Origin of the sequence: uncultured Intestinimonas sp. (assembly GCF_944387725.1) — a bacterium.
Taxonomy (GTDB): Bacteria; Bacillota; Clostridia; order Oscillospirales; family Oscillospiraceae; genus Intestinimonas.
Genome location: NZ_CALXGA010000058.1, coordinates 1 through 13,676, shown reverse-complemented (window position 1 = coordinate 13,676; position 13,676 = coordinate 1). Strand labels below are relative to the sequence as shown.

Sequence of the window (13,676 nt, the reverse complement as noted above, 5' to 3'; positions counted from 1 at the left end):
CACATCTTTAAGCCCTTGTCAAGTGCTTTCTCTAAACTTCTTCGGAGAAGCACCGCCTTCCGGCTGACGCGAACTCGCTTATGTTACCACATGTCTTCGTCCTTGTCAAGTACTTTTTTCAGAAGTCTCCCGGCCGCCCGGCCGATTCCCCTTCTGCCCCAGTGCTTTCCTGAAGCGCTCAGTTACTATACCAAATCCTCCACAGCTTGTCAACTCCCTTTTTCAACTTTTTTCGAGGTTCTTTTGTCTTCCCTTTACACACGCTATATTTTCCCGTTTCACACCGTTTTATCCACAAAATATGGGTTTACTTTTTCCGCCCCCGGAGCCATCCGGCCCAAAGAGCCAGCGCGGGAAGTACAAAGGCCAGGACCAGGTTCCCCAGAGGGGCCACCGTCTCGGCCAGCATTTCTGCGGCAAAGTCGTCTGGAAAAAGCAGCATCCCCCCGGCGAAGGCCAGCCCTGTACCGGCCCAGGGGGCCCACCGCGCCCCGCTCTCTCCAAAGACTGCCCCCGCCATATGCCGCAGGGCGAAGGTCAGCAGCCCAAGCAGGGCGAAGTCACTTAGGACCCACAGGGCCGCCACAATGGACTCCACCCGCTGGAAGGCCCCCTCCAGCCCCACGCCCCGGGCCACCTCCAGGAAGGGGGCCTCCAGCCGGGCGCACAGACCGGGGCCCAGCTGGGCTAGAACGCCGAACTGGAGCAGGGTCAGGGCCACACAGCCCCCCAACAGCCGCCGGAGCCCCCGGCGCCTTTCGTCCTCCCCTCGCTCCACCTTATCCCCCAGAAAGGCGGCGAAGACGCCGCAGCTCAGCACGCCCACCGGTATCAGGGCGGCGGCCCCCGCCTGGGGCAGGTCGGAAAACCACACCGGCAGTACATACCCCGGCGTCACATCTAAGATGGAAAAGAGGAGTACCAGCCCCAGGGTCAGGGCCAGGACCCGCCAGCAGATTTCCGCCGCCCGGGCGAAGGCCGCGAGCTTCCGCCGGGCCATCCACAGCACCAGGGCCAGCAGGACCAGAAGGAAGGCCGCCGGGGACCCCGCTCGGTAGCCCGCTGAGAGCATCCGCCCGGCGTAGAGCCGCCCCTCCAGGCACAGAAGGAAGAGCCCCCAGAGGAGGTAGAGGAGTGTGACTCCCTTCCCCACCGCAGTTCCGAAGGACCGCTGGAGGGCCTGGGCCAGTCCGCCTCCCTGTCTCAGAAGGGCGGAGAGCATCCATCCCAGCAGCAAAAAAGCGGGAACGGCCAGGAGCCCTGTCAGCCAGGCGCTTTTCCCCGCCGCCGCAGCGGTCCAGCCCGGGAGGGCCCGCACCGCCGGTGAGACCAGGGCGGCGGAGAGCAGCCCATAGAGCTGCCGGAGAGAGATACGGTCGCGTTCCAGAAGATCACTTCCCTCTTGTAAAAAATGAGAAGCTGGACGAGTCCCTCAGCCCCGGGCCACCCGTCCCTCCACCTCTAAGGTAATATCCAGGGTGGGGAAGGCCGCCGCCCACTGCTCCTCCAGGGCGTCCTTGCGCCAGGGGGCCGCCAGGGCGGCCCGGGCCCCCAGCCGGAGGCAGTCGGCATCCAGCTCTTGGAAGAGCGCCAGAGCCTCCTCCATGGCCCCCTCGGCCCGCGCCTCAAGGGCCTCCTCCAGGGCCAGCCGTCCGGTCTCGCTCAGGCGGCTGTTCCAGCCCTGAAATTCCGCCGCCTGGGTCTCCAGCCGGCAGGTGACGGTCAGCCCCGCCAGCCTCCCGCCGTCAAAGCTGGGCTCCAGGGTGGTCCTGACCCCGGTAAGGCGCAGGGTCACGGTCCCCCCCGCCCCGTCGGAGAAGGCCAGCAGCCCCCCATGGCCCCAGCCCAGCAGCAGGCTGGCCCCCAGGGTCTCCTGTCCCTGGGTGAAGGCCAGGAGGGCCCCGTCCCGGAGCACGGCGTACCCCGCCGCCGCCAGGGTGTCCTCCCCCTGGGTTCCCTCACCCTCCTCCGCCGCCCGCCGCTCCAGGGCGGGCAGGAGAGCGCAGCCATTCTCCAGCAGCTCGGCCAGGACCTCCCGGGCGGTCTTGGCCAGAGGGCCCCCCAGGAGCTCAGCGTCCTGCGCCAGGGCGGCTAGGCGGCCCGGGGCGCCCCCCTCTCCGGCGGCGTCCAAAAGGGGACCGGCGGCCTCTCCCCCCTTCACCACCCAGAGATTGGCCTCCAGCCGCAGATTGGGGTCCCGGGCCATCTGGCCCAGGAGGTTTTCCAGGCCCCGCCGGGCGGCCGCCTCCCCCACCAGCACCTGCTCCACGTTGCCGTAGAAGACGTACTGCTCCCCGCAGGTCTGCATCTGGGCGCAGGCAGCGGTGATGGTTCCGGCCTGGGCCGAGAGGACCAGCGGGTCCTGACCGGGGGACTCCCCCGTCCCACCCCGGCCGGCGCTGGCGGCGGTGATAGCCACAGCCTCCCCCGGCCCGGCGTCCACCCCCAGGACCTCCATGAGGACGGTCTGGTCAATCTCGTGGGCGTAGGGCAGGGCCGAGCAGCCCGTCAGGGCCAGGCTCAGGGCCAGGGCGGACACGATTCCTCTCTTCACCGCTGATTCCTCCGGTTCCGGGTTTTCAGGGCGGCCTCCCGGAGCTTCACCCAGGGCAGAGGCCGGCGCAGAATGGCGCGTCCCCCCTCCTCCGCCGGGGCGAAGGGGGCGAGGTAGGCCACGCCGAAGCTCTCCAGAGCGGCCAGGTGGCAGATGAGCAGGAGCCCGCCCGCCGCCACGCCGAACATCCCGGCCACGGCGGCCAGGACGGCCAGCACAAAGCGCCAGATCCGCAGGGCTCCGGCAAAGTCCTGGGAGGGCATGGTATACCCGGCGATGCCGGCCACGGCCACGGCGATGAGCACCGCCGGGGAGACAATGCGGGCCTCCACGGCGGCGGAGCCCACCACCAGCCCCCCCAGGATGGAGACGGTCTGGCCGATGGAGCTGGGCAGCCGCAGCCCCGCCTCCTGGATGATCTCAAAGGCGATGAGCATGAGCAGGACCTCGAAGACGGTGGTGAAGGGGACATCCTGCTTTGCCGAGATGATGGAGAGGGCCAGCCGGGTGGGCAGGAGCTCCAGGTGAAAGGTGACGGCGGCGGTGTAGACCGCCGGCAGGAAGAGGGTGAGCACCATACACAGGTAGCGGAGCACCGTCAGGGCGGAGGCGGCCAGCCAGCTCTGGGACTTGTCCTGGGGTGTCTTGAAGAACTGGCTCAGGGCGGCAGGCAGGAGCCAGCCCAGGGGCAGGCCGTCCACCAGCACCCCCACCCGGCCCTCCACGATGCCGGCGGAGAAGCGGTCGGGCCGCTCGGTGCAGGAGAGGGTGGGAAAGGGGGTGCGGATGTCGTCGGCGATATACTCCTCCAGGTTTCCGGTGGCGATGAGGGCGTCGATGTCCATCTCCCCCACCCGCTGTTCCACGGCCGCCACAGTCTCAGGATTGGTGAGGCCGTCAATCCACACGATGTCCACGGGGGTGACGGTCTGCCGCCCCACCAGCAATTCCCGGATGCGCAGGGCTGGAGTCCGAACCCGGCGGCGGAGGAGAGAGGTGTTGGTGCGGATGGACTCCACAAAGGAGTCCCGGGGCCCCTTCAGGGGCGGCTCGTTCTCCGAGGGGGAGATGGAGCGCTTCTCCTCGGTCTGGACCAGGAAAGAGAGGACCCGGCCGCATTCCGGGAAGAAGAGGAGGCACCAGCCGTTGATGAGGTCAAAGACCCCCTGGTCGGCGGTGGTGCGCTCCACCGCCAATAAATTATAGAGGGCCCCGGCCAGGATGCGGTCCACCGCCTGGCTCTGGGAACACGCCCCCAGGTCCCGCTCCAGGGCCATGGGCCGGAGGATATAATCGCTGACCCGCTCCATCTTCACCATGCCGGAGAGATAGCAGAGCGTGGCGGTTTTTCCCGGGTCCCCGCCCAGGGCCACAGGCCGCTGGGCAAAATCCACACAGTCGGTAAAGACCCGCTCCATGGTCTCCACAGTGAGGGGCCCCTGGATGCGGGGGTCCTGTCTGGGGTGAGAGGGCACCTCGATCTTTTTCGGTCCAAATAAGCCCACGGCACGGCCTCCTTTCCCCGGTAGTCTGTCCCGCCCCGCCGCCGGATATGCGCCCGGACCGGCCGCGCCGCCCCAAATGTGGAGAAAACCGCTGGACAATCGGGCAAAGCATGTTATATAATAAAGAAATCGCCAAACGCACAAACTCAGAAGGAGTGTCAGATATGGCAAAGATCATCACCAAGCGGCGGCTGAACCCCACCGTGACCCTCATGGAGGTCTCGGCCCCCCTCATAGCCAAGAAGGCCCTGCCGGGCCAGTTCATCATCCTCCGGGTGGATGAGAAGGGGGAGCGCATTCCCCTGACCATCGCCGACTATGACCGGGAGAAGGGCACAATTACAATTATCTTCCAGAAGGTGGGCCTCACCACCGAGCTCCTGGACAGCCTGGAGGAGGGAGATGACATCCTGGACTTTGTGGGCCCCCTGGGCCGCCCCACCGAGCTGGAAGGGGTACAGAAGGTGGCCGTTGTCGGCGGCGGCGTGGGCTGCGCCATCGCCTACCCCCAGGCCAAGTACCTCCATGAGCACGGGGTGGCGGTGGACGTCATCGCCGGCTTCCGCTCCAAGGACATTGTCATCCTGGAGGAGGAGTTCCAGGCCGCCTGCGACCACTTCTATCTCACCACTGACGACGGCTCCTACGGGGAAAAGGGTCTGGTCACCGACAAGCTCAAGGCCCTCATTGAGGCGGGGAACCAGTACGACGCGGTCATCGCCATCGGCCCCATCATTATGATGAAGTTCGTCTGCAAGACCACCGAGCCCTACCGCATCAAGACCCTGGTGAGCCTCAACCCCATTATGATCGACGGCACCGGCATGTGCGGCGGCTGCCGGGTCAGCGTGGGGGGCGAGGTGAAGTTCGCCTGTGTGGACGGCCCTGACTTCGACGGCCACCAGGTGGACTTTGACGAGCTGATGACCCGCAACGGAGCTTATAAGGAGCGGGAGACCCAGGTCCGCCGGGACCACGCCTGCCGCCTGCTGAATCAGGAGGTGCGTTGAGCATGGCCAACATGAGCCCCACCAAGCTCCCCATGCCGGAGCAGAACCCCAGCGTCCGCAATCACAACTTTCAGGAGGTGGCCCTGGGCTACACCCCGGAGATGGCCGTGGAGGAGGCCGGCCGCTGCCTCCAGTGCAGGAAGCCCCTGTGCGTCTCCGGCTGCCCGGTGAACGTCCACATCCCGGAGTTCATCGCCAAGGTGGCCGAGGGCGATTTCCAGGCCGCCTATGCGGTCATCTACCAGACCAACGGCCTGCCCGCCGTCAGCGGCCGGGTCTGTCCCCAGGAAAGCCAGTGCGAGGCCCTGTGCGTCCGGGGCAAGAAGGGGGAGCCGGTGGCCATTGGACGCCTGGAGCGCTTTGTGGCCGACTGGTACCGGGAGAACGTGGCCGAAAAGCCGGAAAAGCCCGCCTCCAACGGCGTCAAGGTGGCGGTGGTGGGCTCCGGCCCCGCCGGCCTCACCTGCGCCTCCGACCTGGGGAAGCTGGGGTATGAGGTCACCATCTTTGAGGCCTTTCACACTCCCGGCGGGGTGCTGGTCTACGGCATTCCCCAGTTCCGCCTGCCCAAGGAGATCGTCCTCCGGGAGGTGGAGGGCATTCTGGACTTGGGGGCCCAGCTGAGCCTGAACACCGTGGTGGGCAAGACCATCACCATCGACGAGCTCTTTGACATGGGCTTCCGGGCGGTCTTTGTGGGCAGCGGCGCGGGGCTTCCCATGTTTATGGGCATTCCCGGGGAGACCCTCAGCGGGGTCTACTCCGCCAACGAGTTTCTCACCCGGGTGAATCTGATGAAGGCCTACTTAGACGACTACGACACCCCCATTCAAAAGAGCCGCGCCGTGGCGGTGGTGGGGGGCGGCAACGTGGCCATGGACGCCGCCCGCTGTGCCAAGCGCCTGGGGGCGGAGCACGTCTATGTGGTCTACCGCCGGGGGGAGGCCGAGATGCCCGCCCGGGCCGAGGAGATTCACCACGCCAAGGAGGAGGGCATTGAGTTCCACCTGCTGAACAACCCCACCAAGATTCTCTCCGACGGCCATGGGGCCGTGGCGGGGATGGAGTGCATCCGCATGGAGCTGGGGGAGCCAGACGAGTCGGGCCGCCGCCGTCCGGTGGAGGTGCCAGGAAGCGAGTTTGTCCTGGAGGTGGACACCGTCATCATGTCCCTGGGCACCACCCCCAACCCCCTCATCCGTTCTACCACACCGGGGCTGGAGACCAACCGGAAGGGCTGTCTCATCGTCCAGGAGGACACCATGGAGACCACCCGGAAGGGGGTCTACGCCGGGGGGGATGCCGTCACCGGGGCGGCCACCGTCATCCTGGCCATGGGGGCCGGAAAGAAGGCCGCCGCCGCCATCCACCAGGCTCTGGCGGACTGACAGGCCGGGCCCGCCGCGCGGCGGGCCCCTTTTTTCCAGCTCCCGCTGGGGGATTGCGCGGAGTCCGGCGGCCCGCCGGACCCCGCAAGGGGCCCTTGCCCCCTGGCAGAGAGGAGGTCCGCCTGTGGACCAGCAAAAGAACATCGTGGTGGTCTGCGGCCCCACCGCCTCGGGCAAGACCGCCCTGGGGGCGGCTCTGGCCCTGGCCCACGGCGGGGAGGTGGTCTCGGCCGACTCCATGCAGATCTACCGGGGCATGGACATCGGCACCGCCAAGCCCACGGCGGAGGAGATGACCGGGGTCCCCCACCATATGCTGGATATCGCCGTCCCCGGAGAGGACTACTCCGTGGCCCGGTACGTCCAGGAGGCCGCCGCCCAGGTGGAGAACATCCTGTCCCGGGGCCGCCTCCCCATCGTAGTGGGGGGAACCGGGCTCTATATCGACAACCTGGTGGCCGGACGGGAGTTCGCCCCCTTTTCCGGCCTCTGGCGGCGGCGGCTCCAGGACCGGGCCCGGGAGGAGGGCATCGAGGCCCTCTACGCCCAGCTCCGGTCCGTGGACCCGGAGCGGGCCGCCCGGCTCCACCTCCACGACGAAAAGCGCATTCTCCGGGCCCTGGAGGTCTGGTACGAGACGGGAGAGACCATCACCGACCACGACCGCCGGACCCGGAATCTGCCTCCCCGGTACCACGCCCTCCGGCTGGGGCTGGACTTCCTCCGGCGGGAGGATCTGTGGGCGCACATTGACCGGCGGGTGGACCAGATGATGGCCCAGGGCCTGGCGGAAGAGGTCCGGGCCCTCCTGGAGGCCGGCGTCCCCCCCTCCTGCACCGCCATGCAGGCCATTGGCTACAAGGAGCTCGCCGCCGCCCTCCGGGGAGAGGTCCCCCTGGAGGCCGCCGTAGAGGAGGTGAAGCTCCGCTCCCGCCAGTACGCCAAGCGGCAGCGCACCTGGTTCCGGCGCACCCCGGGGGTCCGGTGGCTGTACTGGGGGGCGTCCCCCGATTTTGAAAGAGCCCGACAAGAGGCGACAGCATATTTGGGAGAATTTGGTTTATAATGAGTGCATTCCAACAGAAAGAGGAGTGTACATAGACATGCAGACCAGAATCAATCTCCAGGACGCCTTTCTCACCCGCATCCGCCGCGGCAAGACCAACGTGACGCTGTTTTTGATGAACGGCTACCAGCTTCGGGGCATTGTCACCGGCTTTGACGCCTTCGTGGTGGTGCTCATGACGGACAGCAAGCAGCAGGTCATTTACAAGCACGCCATCTCCACCATCGTCCCCGAGAGGGCCGTGGAGCTGGAAGGGGGCGGTGTGCTGGGGGGATGATCCCCCGGAACCGGCGGCCCGGAGACAGAAAAGGAGCGGCCCATGAAGCAAGGAACCCTGATGACCCGAATGATGATGCTTCTGCTCTTCCTGATGGTGTGCGCCTATCTGGGGGCCTACGCCTGGCGGAGCCTGAACCAGACGGAGTACACGGTCACGACCTACGCCCACACGGTGGACGACGCCGCCGAGGTCACCGGCCTGCTGATCCGCCAGGAGGAGGTGGTCGCCGGCGGTGGCGCGGCGGCCATTGTCGACATAGTCCCCGCCCAGGGGGAGCGGGTGGCCGCCGGGGCGGTGGTGGCCTACCTCTATCAGGACGAGGAGGCCCTGAGCCGCCGGCAGGAGATCCGCCAGCTCCAGCTGGAGCGGGAGCAGCTTCTCTACTCCCTCCAGCAGGACGGCACCGGCATGGACGCCGCCCGGCTGGAGCAGAACATCGTGGACGCCATGCTGGGCCTTCGGACCTCTGCGGCCTATGGCGACCTGACGGGGCTGGAGGACCAGGTCCTCACCTTCAAGAGCCTGGTCATCCGCCAGGGCTACTCCTCCGGCGGGGGCGCCGTGGACATCAGCGCCGCCGTCAACGCTCTGGACGCCCGGATCCAGGCCCTCCAGAGTGCCGCCTCCCTGGACACCACCCCCATCCGGGTGAGCCGGTCAGGGGTCTTCTCCGCCGAGGCCGACGGCTATGAGGACCTGGTGAGCCCCGAGAGCCTGGAGACTCTGACGGTCTCCGGCCTGGAAAACCTGATGGACCAGGACCCGGAGGCCCCCGCCGGGGCGGTGGGAAAGCTCATCACCGGCTCCACCTGGTACTTCGCCGCCGCCGTGCCCCAGGAGACCGCCGGGCGGCTGGTGGAGGGGCGGACGGTGCGGGTGCGCTTTTCCCGGGACTGGTCCGGGGAGCTGGATATGACTGTGGAGCGGGTGGGGGCCGCCGAGGATGGATCGTGCCTGGTGATCCTCTCCTCCTCCCGGGCCCTGGCCGAGACCAGCCTGCTGCGCCGGCAGACGGTGGAGCTGATCTTTGACAGCGTCACCGGCATCCGGGTGCCCAAGCTGGCGGTGCGGGAGGGCCTGCGGACCACCGAGGACCCGGAGACCGGGGAGGAGATCACCACCCAGGTCACGGTGGTCTTCGTCCTCACCGGGGCCCAGGCCGAGGAAAAGGAGGTGGAGATTCTGGCGGACGACGGAGACTACTACCTGGTCCAGGCCGTCCTGCCGGAGATCCCCACCGACAGCCAGATTCGCAGCGCCTTCCGGGCGGGGGATCAGGTCCTGATCTCCTCGGAGGATCTCTACAACGGAAAGGTCATTTTGGAATAGAGAGACAGAAAGGGGCGTGCATGAGATGCCGCTGGAGGAGAACATCCGCATGGTGCGCGAGCGCATCGCCCGGGCGGCCCGGGAGGCGGGCCGGGACCCGGGGGAGATCACCCTGGAGGCCGCCACCAAGGTCCAGACCTCCGACACCATCCGGGCGGCCATCGCCGCCGGGATCACCGTGTGCGGGGAGAACCGGGTCCAGGAGCTCACCGCCCACCTGGACGACTGCGCCTACGACGGGGCCCAGATCCACTTCATCGGCCACCTCCAGACCAACAAGGTCCGGTTCGTGGCGGGGCGGGTGGACCTCATTGAGTCGGTGGACTCCCTCCGGCTGCTGGAGGCGGTGGACCGGCAGGCCGCCAGGCTGGGTCTGGTCCAGGACATCCTGCTGGAGGTCAACATTGCCCGGGAGGCCAGCAAGGGCGGCTGCCTCCCCGAGGACCTGCTGGAGCTGGCCCGGCGGGCCGGAGCGCTGGCGCATGTGCGCGTGCGGGGGGTCATGTCCATCCCCCCCGCAGCGGCCGGTCCCGGTGGAAACCGGGGATATTTTGCCCGGACCCGGCAGCTTTTTGTTGACATAAGAAAGGAAATGGGAGATAATAACCCTGATATTAACTGCCTGTCCATGGGGATGAGCGGAGATTACGAGGATGCGGTCCGGGAGGGCGCCACCCTGGTCCGGGTGGGCGCCGCCCTCTTCGGCCCCCGTCCCCCCGTGCAGCCCTAAGCCGTCCAGGGGGAAAGGAAAGGAAGAAGCGTTATGGGATTCATTGATGAGATCAGGCGTCTGGCCCGTCCCTATGAGGACGAAGAAGACGAGGAGGAGTACGACGACTTCGAGCCCCCGGTTTCCCGCCCGGAGCGGAGGGAGAAGGCCCGGGAGAGCGCGGGAGGCTTCTACAACTCTGAGTCCGAACAGCCCCGCCGCAGCAACAAGGTGGTAAACATCCACACCACCACGCAGCTTCAGGTGGTGCTGGTGAAGCCCGACCGGTTTGAGAACGCCGCAGAGATCGCCGACCACCTCCGGGAGAAGCGGACCGTGGTGCTGAACCTGGAGCAGACCAACAAGGACATCGCCCGCCGGCTGCTGGACTTCCTCTCCGGCGTGGCCTATGCCAACGAGGGCAAGATCAAAAAGGTGGCCCTCTCCACCTACATCATCACCCCCTATAATGTAGACATCCTGGGGGATTTAATCGACGAGCTGGAAAATAACGGACTGTATTTTTGAGTAGGGGCCTGCGGCGCCTGTACGGACAAGGGTGCGCCGGGGCCGCCGCGCCTCCCGGCGGGCAGCCGCGCTGTGCGTGCGCAAACGCCCCGGGACGCGGGGGCCTCTGCCCCGACAGACAGAGAATTCTCGGAAATGGAGTGACCCATTATGTTGACGCCTCAGGAGGTCTCGGAGCGCGCCTTTGCCAAGGCGGGCTTCGGCGGTTACAACATGGCCATGGTGGACGAGTTCCTGGACCAGCTCACCGAGGACTACACCACCCTTTACAAGGAGAATGCCGCGCTCAAGAGCAAGATGAAGGTGCTGGTGGAGAAGGTAGAGGAGTACCGATCCACCGAGGAGGCCATGCGCAAGACCCTGCTCACCGCCCAGAAGATGGCCGACAACATGATCAAGGAGGCGGAGACCGCCAAGGACAGCCTCCTCCGCCAGGCGGAGGAGGAGGCCCGGAAGCGGGTGGCCGGCCTGCGCCAGGAGGTGGAGACCCAGCAGTTCCGCCTCACCGCCGCCCAGAACGCCACCACCGCCTATGTGGCCAAGCTCAAGGAACTCTACCAGCACGAGCTGGAGTACCTGAGCGCCCTGGACAAGCTCGCTCCCGCCCCCCTCCAGGAGCCCGACCCGGTGGCCGCCGCCGCCCAGGACATCCATGCCACCGTGGACCACCTGGCCCGGGAGGAGAGCGGCGGCCTGGAGGACACCAAAGCGGCGCCGGCTGTGGAGGAGCCGCCGGAGGCCCAGCCCCCCCTGAAGGACGAGGAGGAGCGGCCCGGCGGACTCTACGGCGACCTCACCGCCGCCTTCGCCAGGCAGGAGACCGGCACCGAGCACGCCCGGCACCTGAGCATCGACCTGGAGAACCTTCCCTTTGGAGAGAACTACGAGATCAAATAGGGCGGCGGATTTTTCTCCCCCTTGACAAAACCTCCGGAAACGGATACAATGCTCAGGCATAGTGAAAAACGCGTGGAAAAGGACGAGTACCGCCCCCACAGCCGCACAGAGAGCCGCCGTATTGGTGCAAGGCGGACGGGGAGGGGACGGGAAGATCACCTTGGAGCGGGCCGCTGAACCCCTAAAGTAGGCGGCCCCGGCCCGGCCCCGTTACCGGCCCCCCAAGGGGCCGCGGTCTGTCTGCGGCAAGAAGAGTGGTACCGCAGAGGTTCAAAGCGCCTTTGTCTCTTTTGAGACAAGGGCGCTTTTTCACTGCGGCCTGTGGAGGGGCCGCCGCCCCGGTAAAACCAGAAGAGCACAGCACCCGATTTCAATTAAATCAAAAAGGAGAAGAACCGCCCATGGACTACAATCAGACCGTCAATCTGCCCCAGACCGATTTCCCCATGCGGGCCGGGCTGCCCAAGCGGGAGCCTGAGATGCTCCAGGCCATGTACGACAAGGACCTCTACCACAAGATGGTGGCGCGCAACGAGGGCAAGCCCCGCTTCGTCCTCCACGACGGCCCCCCCTACGCCAACGGCAACATCCACATCGGCACCGCCCTGAACAAGATTCTCAAGGACATCATCGTCAAAGAAAAGAATATGACGGGCTGCTGCTCTCCCTATGTCCCCGGCTGGGACACCCACGGCCTGCCCATCGAGTCGGCGGTCCTCAAGGACAAAAGCGTGAAGCGGGAGGAGATGACCACCGCCCAGTTCCGCACCAAGTGCCGGGAGTACGCCGAGAGCTATATCTCCAAGATGACCCAGCAATTCCAGCGTCTGGGTGTCCTGGGGGAGTGGGAAAACCCCTATATCACCCTGCTGCCCGAATTTGAGGCCAAGCAGATCGAGGTCTTTGGCAAGATGGCCGAAAAGGGCCTCATCTACAAGGGTATGAAGCCGGTTTACTGGTGCCCCCACGACCAGACCGCCCTGGCCGAGGCCGAAATTGAGTACCAGGACGACCCCTGCACCACCATCTTCGTCAAGTTCCCCGTGCGGGATGACAAGGGGAAGCTCTCCCAGTACGCCGACCTCACCAGGATTTTCTTCGTCATCTGGACCACCACTCCCTGGACCATCCCCGGCAACTACGCCATCTGCCTGAACGCCGAATTTGACTATGTCCTCCTCCAGGCGCCCAATGGGGACGTGTATATTCTGGCCAAGGATTTGGCCGAAAGCGTCTGCAGGGCCGCCCACATGGACTTCGACGCCTGCAAGGTCCTGGCCGAGCTCAAGGGCAGTGAGTTTGAGCTCATGACTGCCAAGCACCCCCTCTTTGACCGGGAGAGCGTCATCCTCAACGGGGAGCACGTCACCCTGGACGCCGGCTCCGGCTGCGTCCACACCGCCCCCGGCTTCGGCGCTGAGGACTTCACCATCTGCCGGCAGTACGACAAGGCGGGGCTCACCCACATCGGCACCCCTGTGCCGGTGAACGCCAAGGGGATCATGACTGACGAGCGCTACAATGGTCAGTACTACGCCAAGGCCAACGACATGGTGGTAGAGGACCTGGAGCGGGAGGGCTTCCTGGTGGCCAGGGAGGACATCACCCACTCCTACCCCCACTGCTGGCGCTGCAAGCACCCCATCATCTACCGGGCCACCGAGCAGTGGTTCTGCTCCGTGGACGCCATCAAGGACACCGCCGTGGCCGCCTGCGAGGGCATCCAGTGGCACCCCGCCTGGGGCAAGGAGCGCATGATCTCCATGATCTCCGAGCGCAGCGACTGGTGCATCTCCCGCCAGCGGGTGTGGGGCGTGCCCATCCCCATCTTCTACTGCGACGGCTGCGGCGCCGACATCGTCACCCCCGAGACCATCGCCCATGTGGCCGCCCTCTTCCGAAAGGACGGATCCAACGTGTGGTTTGACCGAGAGGCCAGGGATTTGCTGCCGGAGGGCTTCGTCTGCCCCAAGTGCGGCAAAGCCCACTTCTCCAAGGAGACCGACATCATGGATGTGTGGTTCGACTCCGGCTCCACCTGGGCCGCCGTAGCTGCGGAGCGCCCCTACCTGAAGTATCCCGCCGACCTCTACCTGGAGGGCGGCGACCAGTACCGGGGCTGGTTCCAGTCCTCCATACTCACCTCCATCGCCGTCAATGGCGTGGCTCCCTACCGGCAGATCGCCACCCACGGCTGGACCGTGGACGGCGAGGGCAAGGCCATGCACAAGTCCCTGGGCAACGCCGTGGGCCCCGAGGAGGTCATCAAGGAGTATGGCGCCGACATGCTCCGGCTGTGGGTGGCCTCCGCCGACTACACCCAGGACATGCGCATCTCCAAGGACATCATGAAGCAGCTCTCCCAGGCCTACCTGAAAATCCGCAACACCGCCCGGTATATGCTGGGCAA

12 protein-coding genes and 1 other annotated feature are annotated in these 13,676 nt (G+C 66.2%); of the genes, 9 read left to right on the top strand and 3 right to left on the bottom strand.

Annotated features, from left to right (window positions below; genetic code table 11):
• Positions 1 to 307: 307 nt before the first annotated feature.
• Genes Q0K09_RS08480 through Q0K09_RS08470 form a run of 3 tightly spaced genes read right to left on the bottom strand, consistent with a single transcriptional unit; the run spans position 308 to position 4,059 of the window.
• On the bottom strand, positions 308 to 1,372 hold the full coding sequence (locus Q0K09_RS08480) for a GerAB/ArcD/ProY family transporter (protein WP_294475264.1): 1,065 nt from the start codon (positions 1,370 to 1,372) through the stop codon (positions 308 to 310).
• A 60-nt stretch (positions 1,373 to 1,432) separates the two neighbouring features.
• Entirely contained in the window at positions 1,433 to 2,554 is a 1,122-nt protein-coding gene (locus Q0K09_RS08475; RefSeq protein ID WP_294475262.1) for a Ger(x)C family spore germination C-terminal domain-containing protein, read from the bottom strand.
• A complete protein-coding gene (locus Q0K09_RS08470; protein ID WP_294475260.1) occupies positions 2,551 to 4,059 on the bottom strand; it encodes a spore germination protein in 1,509 nt (502 codons plus the stop codon). Before Q0K09_RS08470 ends, Q0K09_RS08475 begins: the two co-directional genes overlap by 4 nt.
• A 164-nt stretch (positions 4,060 to 4,223) precedes the next feature.
• On the opposite strand from Q0K09_RS08470, the gene Q0K09_RS08465 reads away from it, so the two are divergent.
• The 9 genes from Q0K09_RS08465 to ileS all read left to right on the top strand — a co-directional run.
• On the top strand, positions 4,224 to 5,069 hold the full coding sequence (locus Q0K09_RS08465; RefSeq protein WP_294475257.1) for a sulfide/dihydroorotate dehydrogenase-like FAD/NAD-binding protein: 846 nt from the start codon (positions 4,224 to 4,226) through the stop codon (positions 5,067 to 5,069).
• Between the two features lie 2 nt (positions 5,070 to 5,071).
• A complete protein-coding gene (gene gltA, locus Q0K09_RS08460; RefSeq protein ID WP_294475255.1) occupies positions 5,072 to 6,457 on the top strand; it encodes an NADPH-dependent glutamate synthase in 1,386 nt (461 codons plus the stop codon).
• 124 nt (positions 6,458 to 6,581) lie between these two features.
• Positions 6,582 to 7,523: a tRNA (adenosine(37)-N6)-dimethylallyltransferase MiaA gene (gene miaA, locus Q0K09_RS08455; protein WP_294475253.1), complete on the top strand. Its 942-nt coding sequence runs from the start codon at positions 6,582 to 6,584 to the stop codon at positions 7,521 to 7,523.
• 37 nt (positions 7,524 to 7,560) lie between these two features.
• Entirely contained in the window at positions 7,561 to 7,800 is a 240-nt protein-coding gene (hfq, locus tag Q0K09_RS08450; protein ID WP_294475251.1) for an RNA chaperone Hfq, read from the top strand.
• Positions 7,801 to 7,842: 42 nt separating this feature from the next.
• A complete protein-coding gene (locus Q0K09_RS08445; RefSeq protein ID WP_294475250.1) occupies positions 7,843 to 9,132 on the top strand; it encodes an HlyD family efflux transporter periplasmic adaptor subunit in 1,290 nt (429 codons plus the stop codon).
• A gap of 25 nt (positions 9,133 to 9,157) precedes the next feature.
• A complete protein-coding gene (locus tag Q0K09_RS08440) occupies positions 9,158 to 9,862 on the top strand; it encodes a YggS family pyridoxal phosphate-dependent enzyme (RefSeq protein WP_294475248.1) in 705 nt (234 codons plus the stop codon).
• 33 nt (positions 9,863 to 9,895) lie between these two features.
• Complete coding sequence (locus Q0K09_RS08435) at positions 9,896 to 10,369, top strand: cell division protein SepF (protein ID WP_294475246.1); 474 nt, start codon at positions 9,896 to 9,898, stop codon at positions 10,367 to 10,369.
• Between the two features lie 150 nt (positions 10,370 to 10,519).
• Positions 10,520 to 11,266, top strand: coding sequence for a DivIVA domain-containing protein (locus Q0K09_RS08430; protein ID WP_294475244.1), 747 nt, complete (start codon positions 10,520 to 10,522; stop codon positions 11,264 to 11,266).
• 64 nt (positions 11,267 to 11,330) lie between these two features.
• Positions 11,331 to 11,558, top strand: a binding site (T-box leader).
• A 109-nt stretch (positions 11,559 to 11,667) separates the two neighbouring features.
• Positions 11,668 to 13,676: isoleucine--tRNA ligase (ileS, locus tag Q0K09_RS08425; RefSeq protein ID WP_294475242.1), on the top strand; the 2,009-nt coding region annotated here is incomplete at its 3' end.

What these genes read in the sequence shown, in the direction of transcription:
- Q0K09_RS08465 (WP_294475257.1), top strand. Translation starts at nt 4,224, where the DNA reads ATGGCAAAGATCATCACCAAGCGGCGGCTGAACCCCACCGTGACCCTC.
- gltA (WP_294475255.1), top strand. Translation starts at nt 5,072, where the DNA reads ATGGCCAACATGAGCCCCACCAAGCTCCCCATGCCGGAGCAGAACCCC.
- hfq (WP_294475251.1), top strand. Translation starts at nt 7,561, where the DNA reads ATGCAGACCAGAATCAATCTCCAGGACGCCTTTCTCACCCGCATCCGC.
- Q0K09_RS08445 (WP_294475250.1), top strand. Translation starts at nt 7,843, where the DNA reads ATGAAGCAAGGAACCCTGATGACCCGAATGATGATGCTTCTGCTCTTC.
- Q0K09_RS08440 (WP_294475248.1), top strand. Translation starts at nt 9,158, where the DNA reads ATGCCGCTGGAGGAGAACATCCGCATGGTGCGCGAGCGCATCGCCCGG.
- Q0K09_RS08435 (WP_294475246.1), top strand. Translation starts at nt 9,896, where the DNA reads ATGGGATTCATTGATGAGATCAGGCGTCTGGCCCGTCCCTATGAGGAC.
- Q0K09_RS08430 (WP_294475244.1), top strand. Translation starts at nt 10,520, where the DNA reads ATGTTGACGCCTCAGGAGGTCTCGGAGCGCGCCTTTGCCAAGGCGGGC.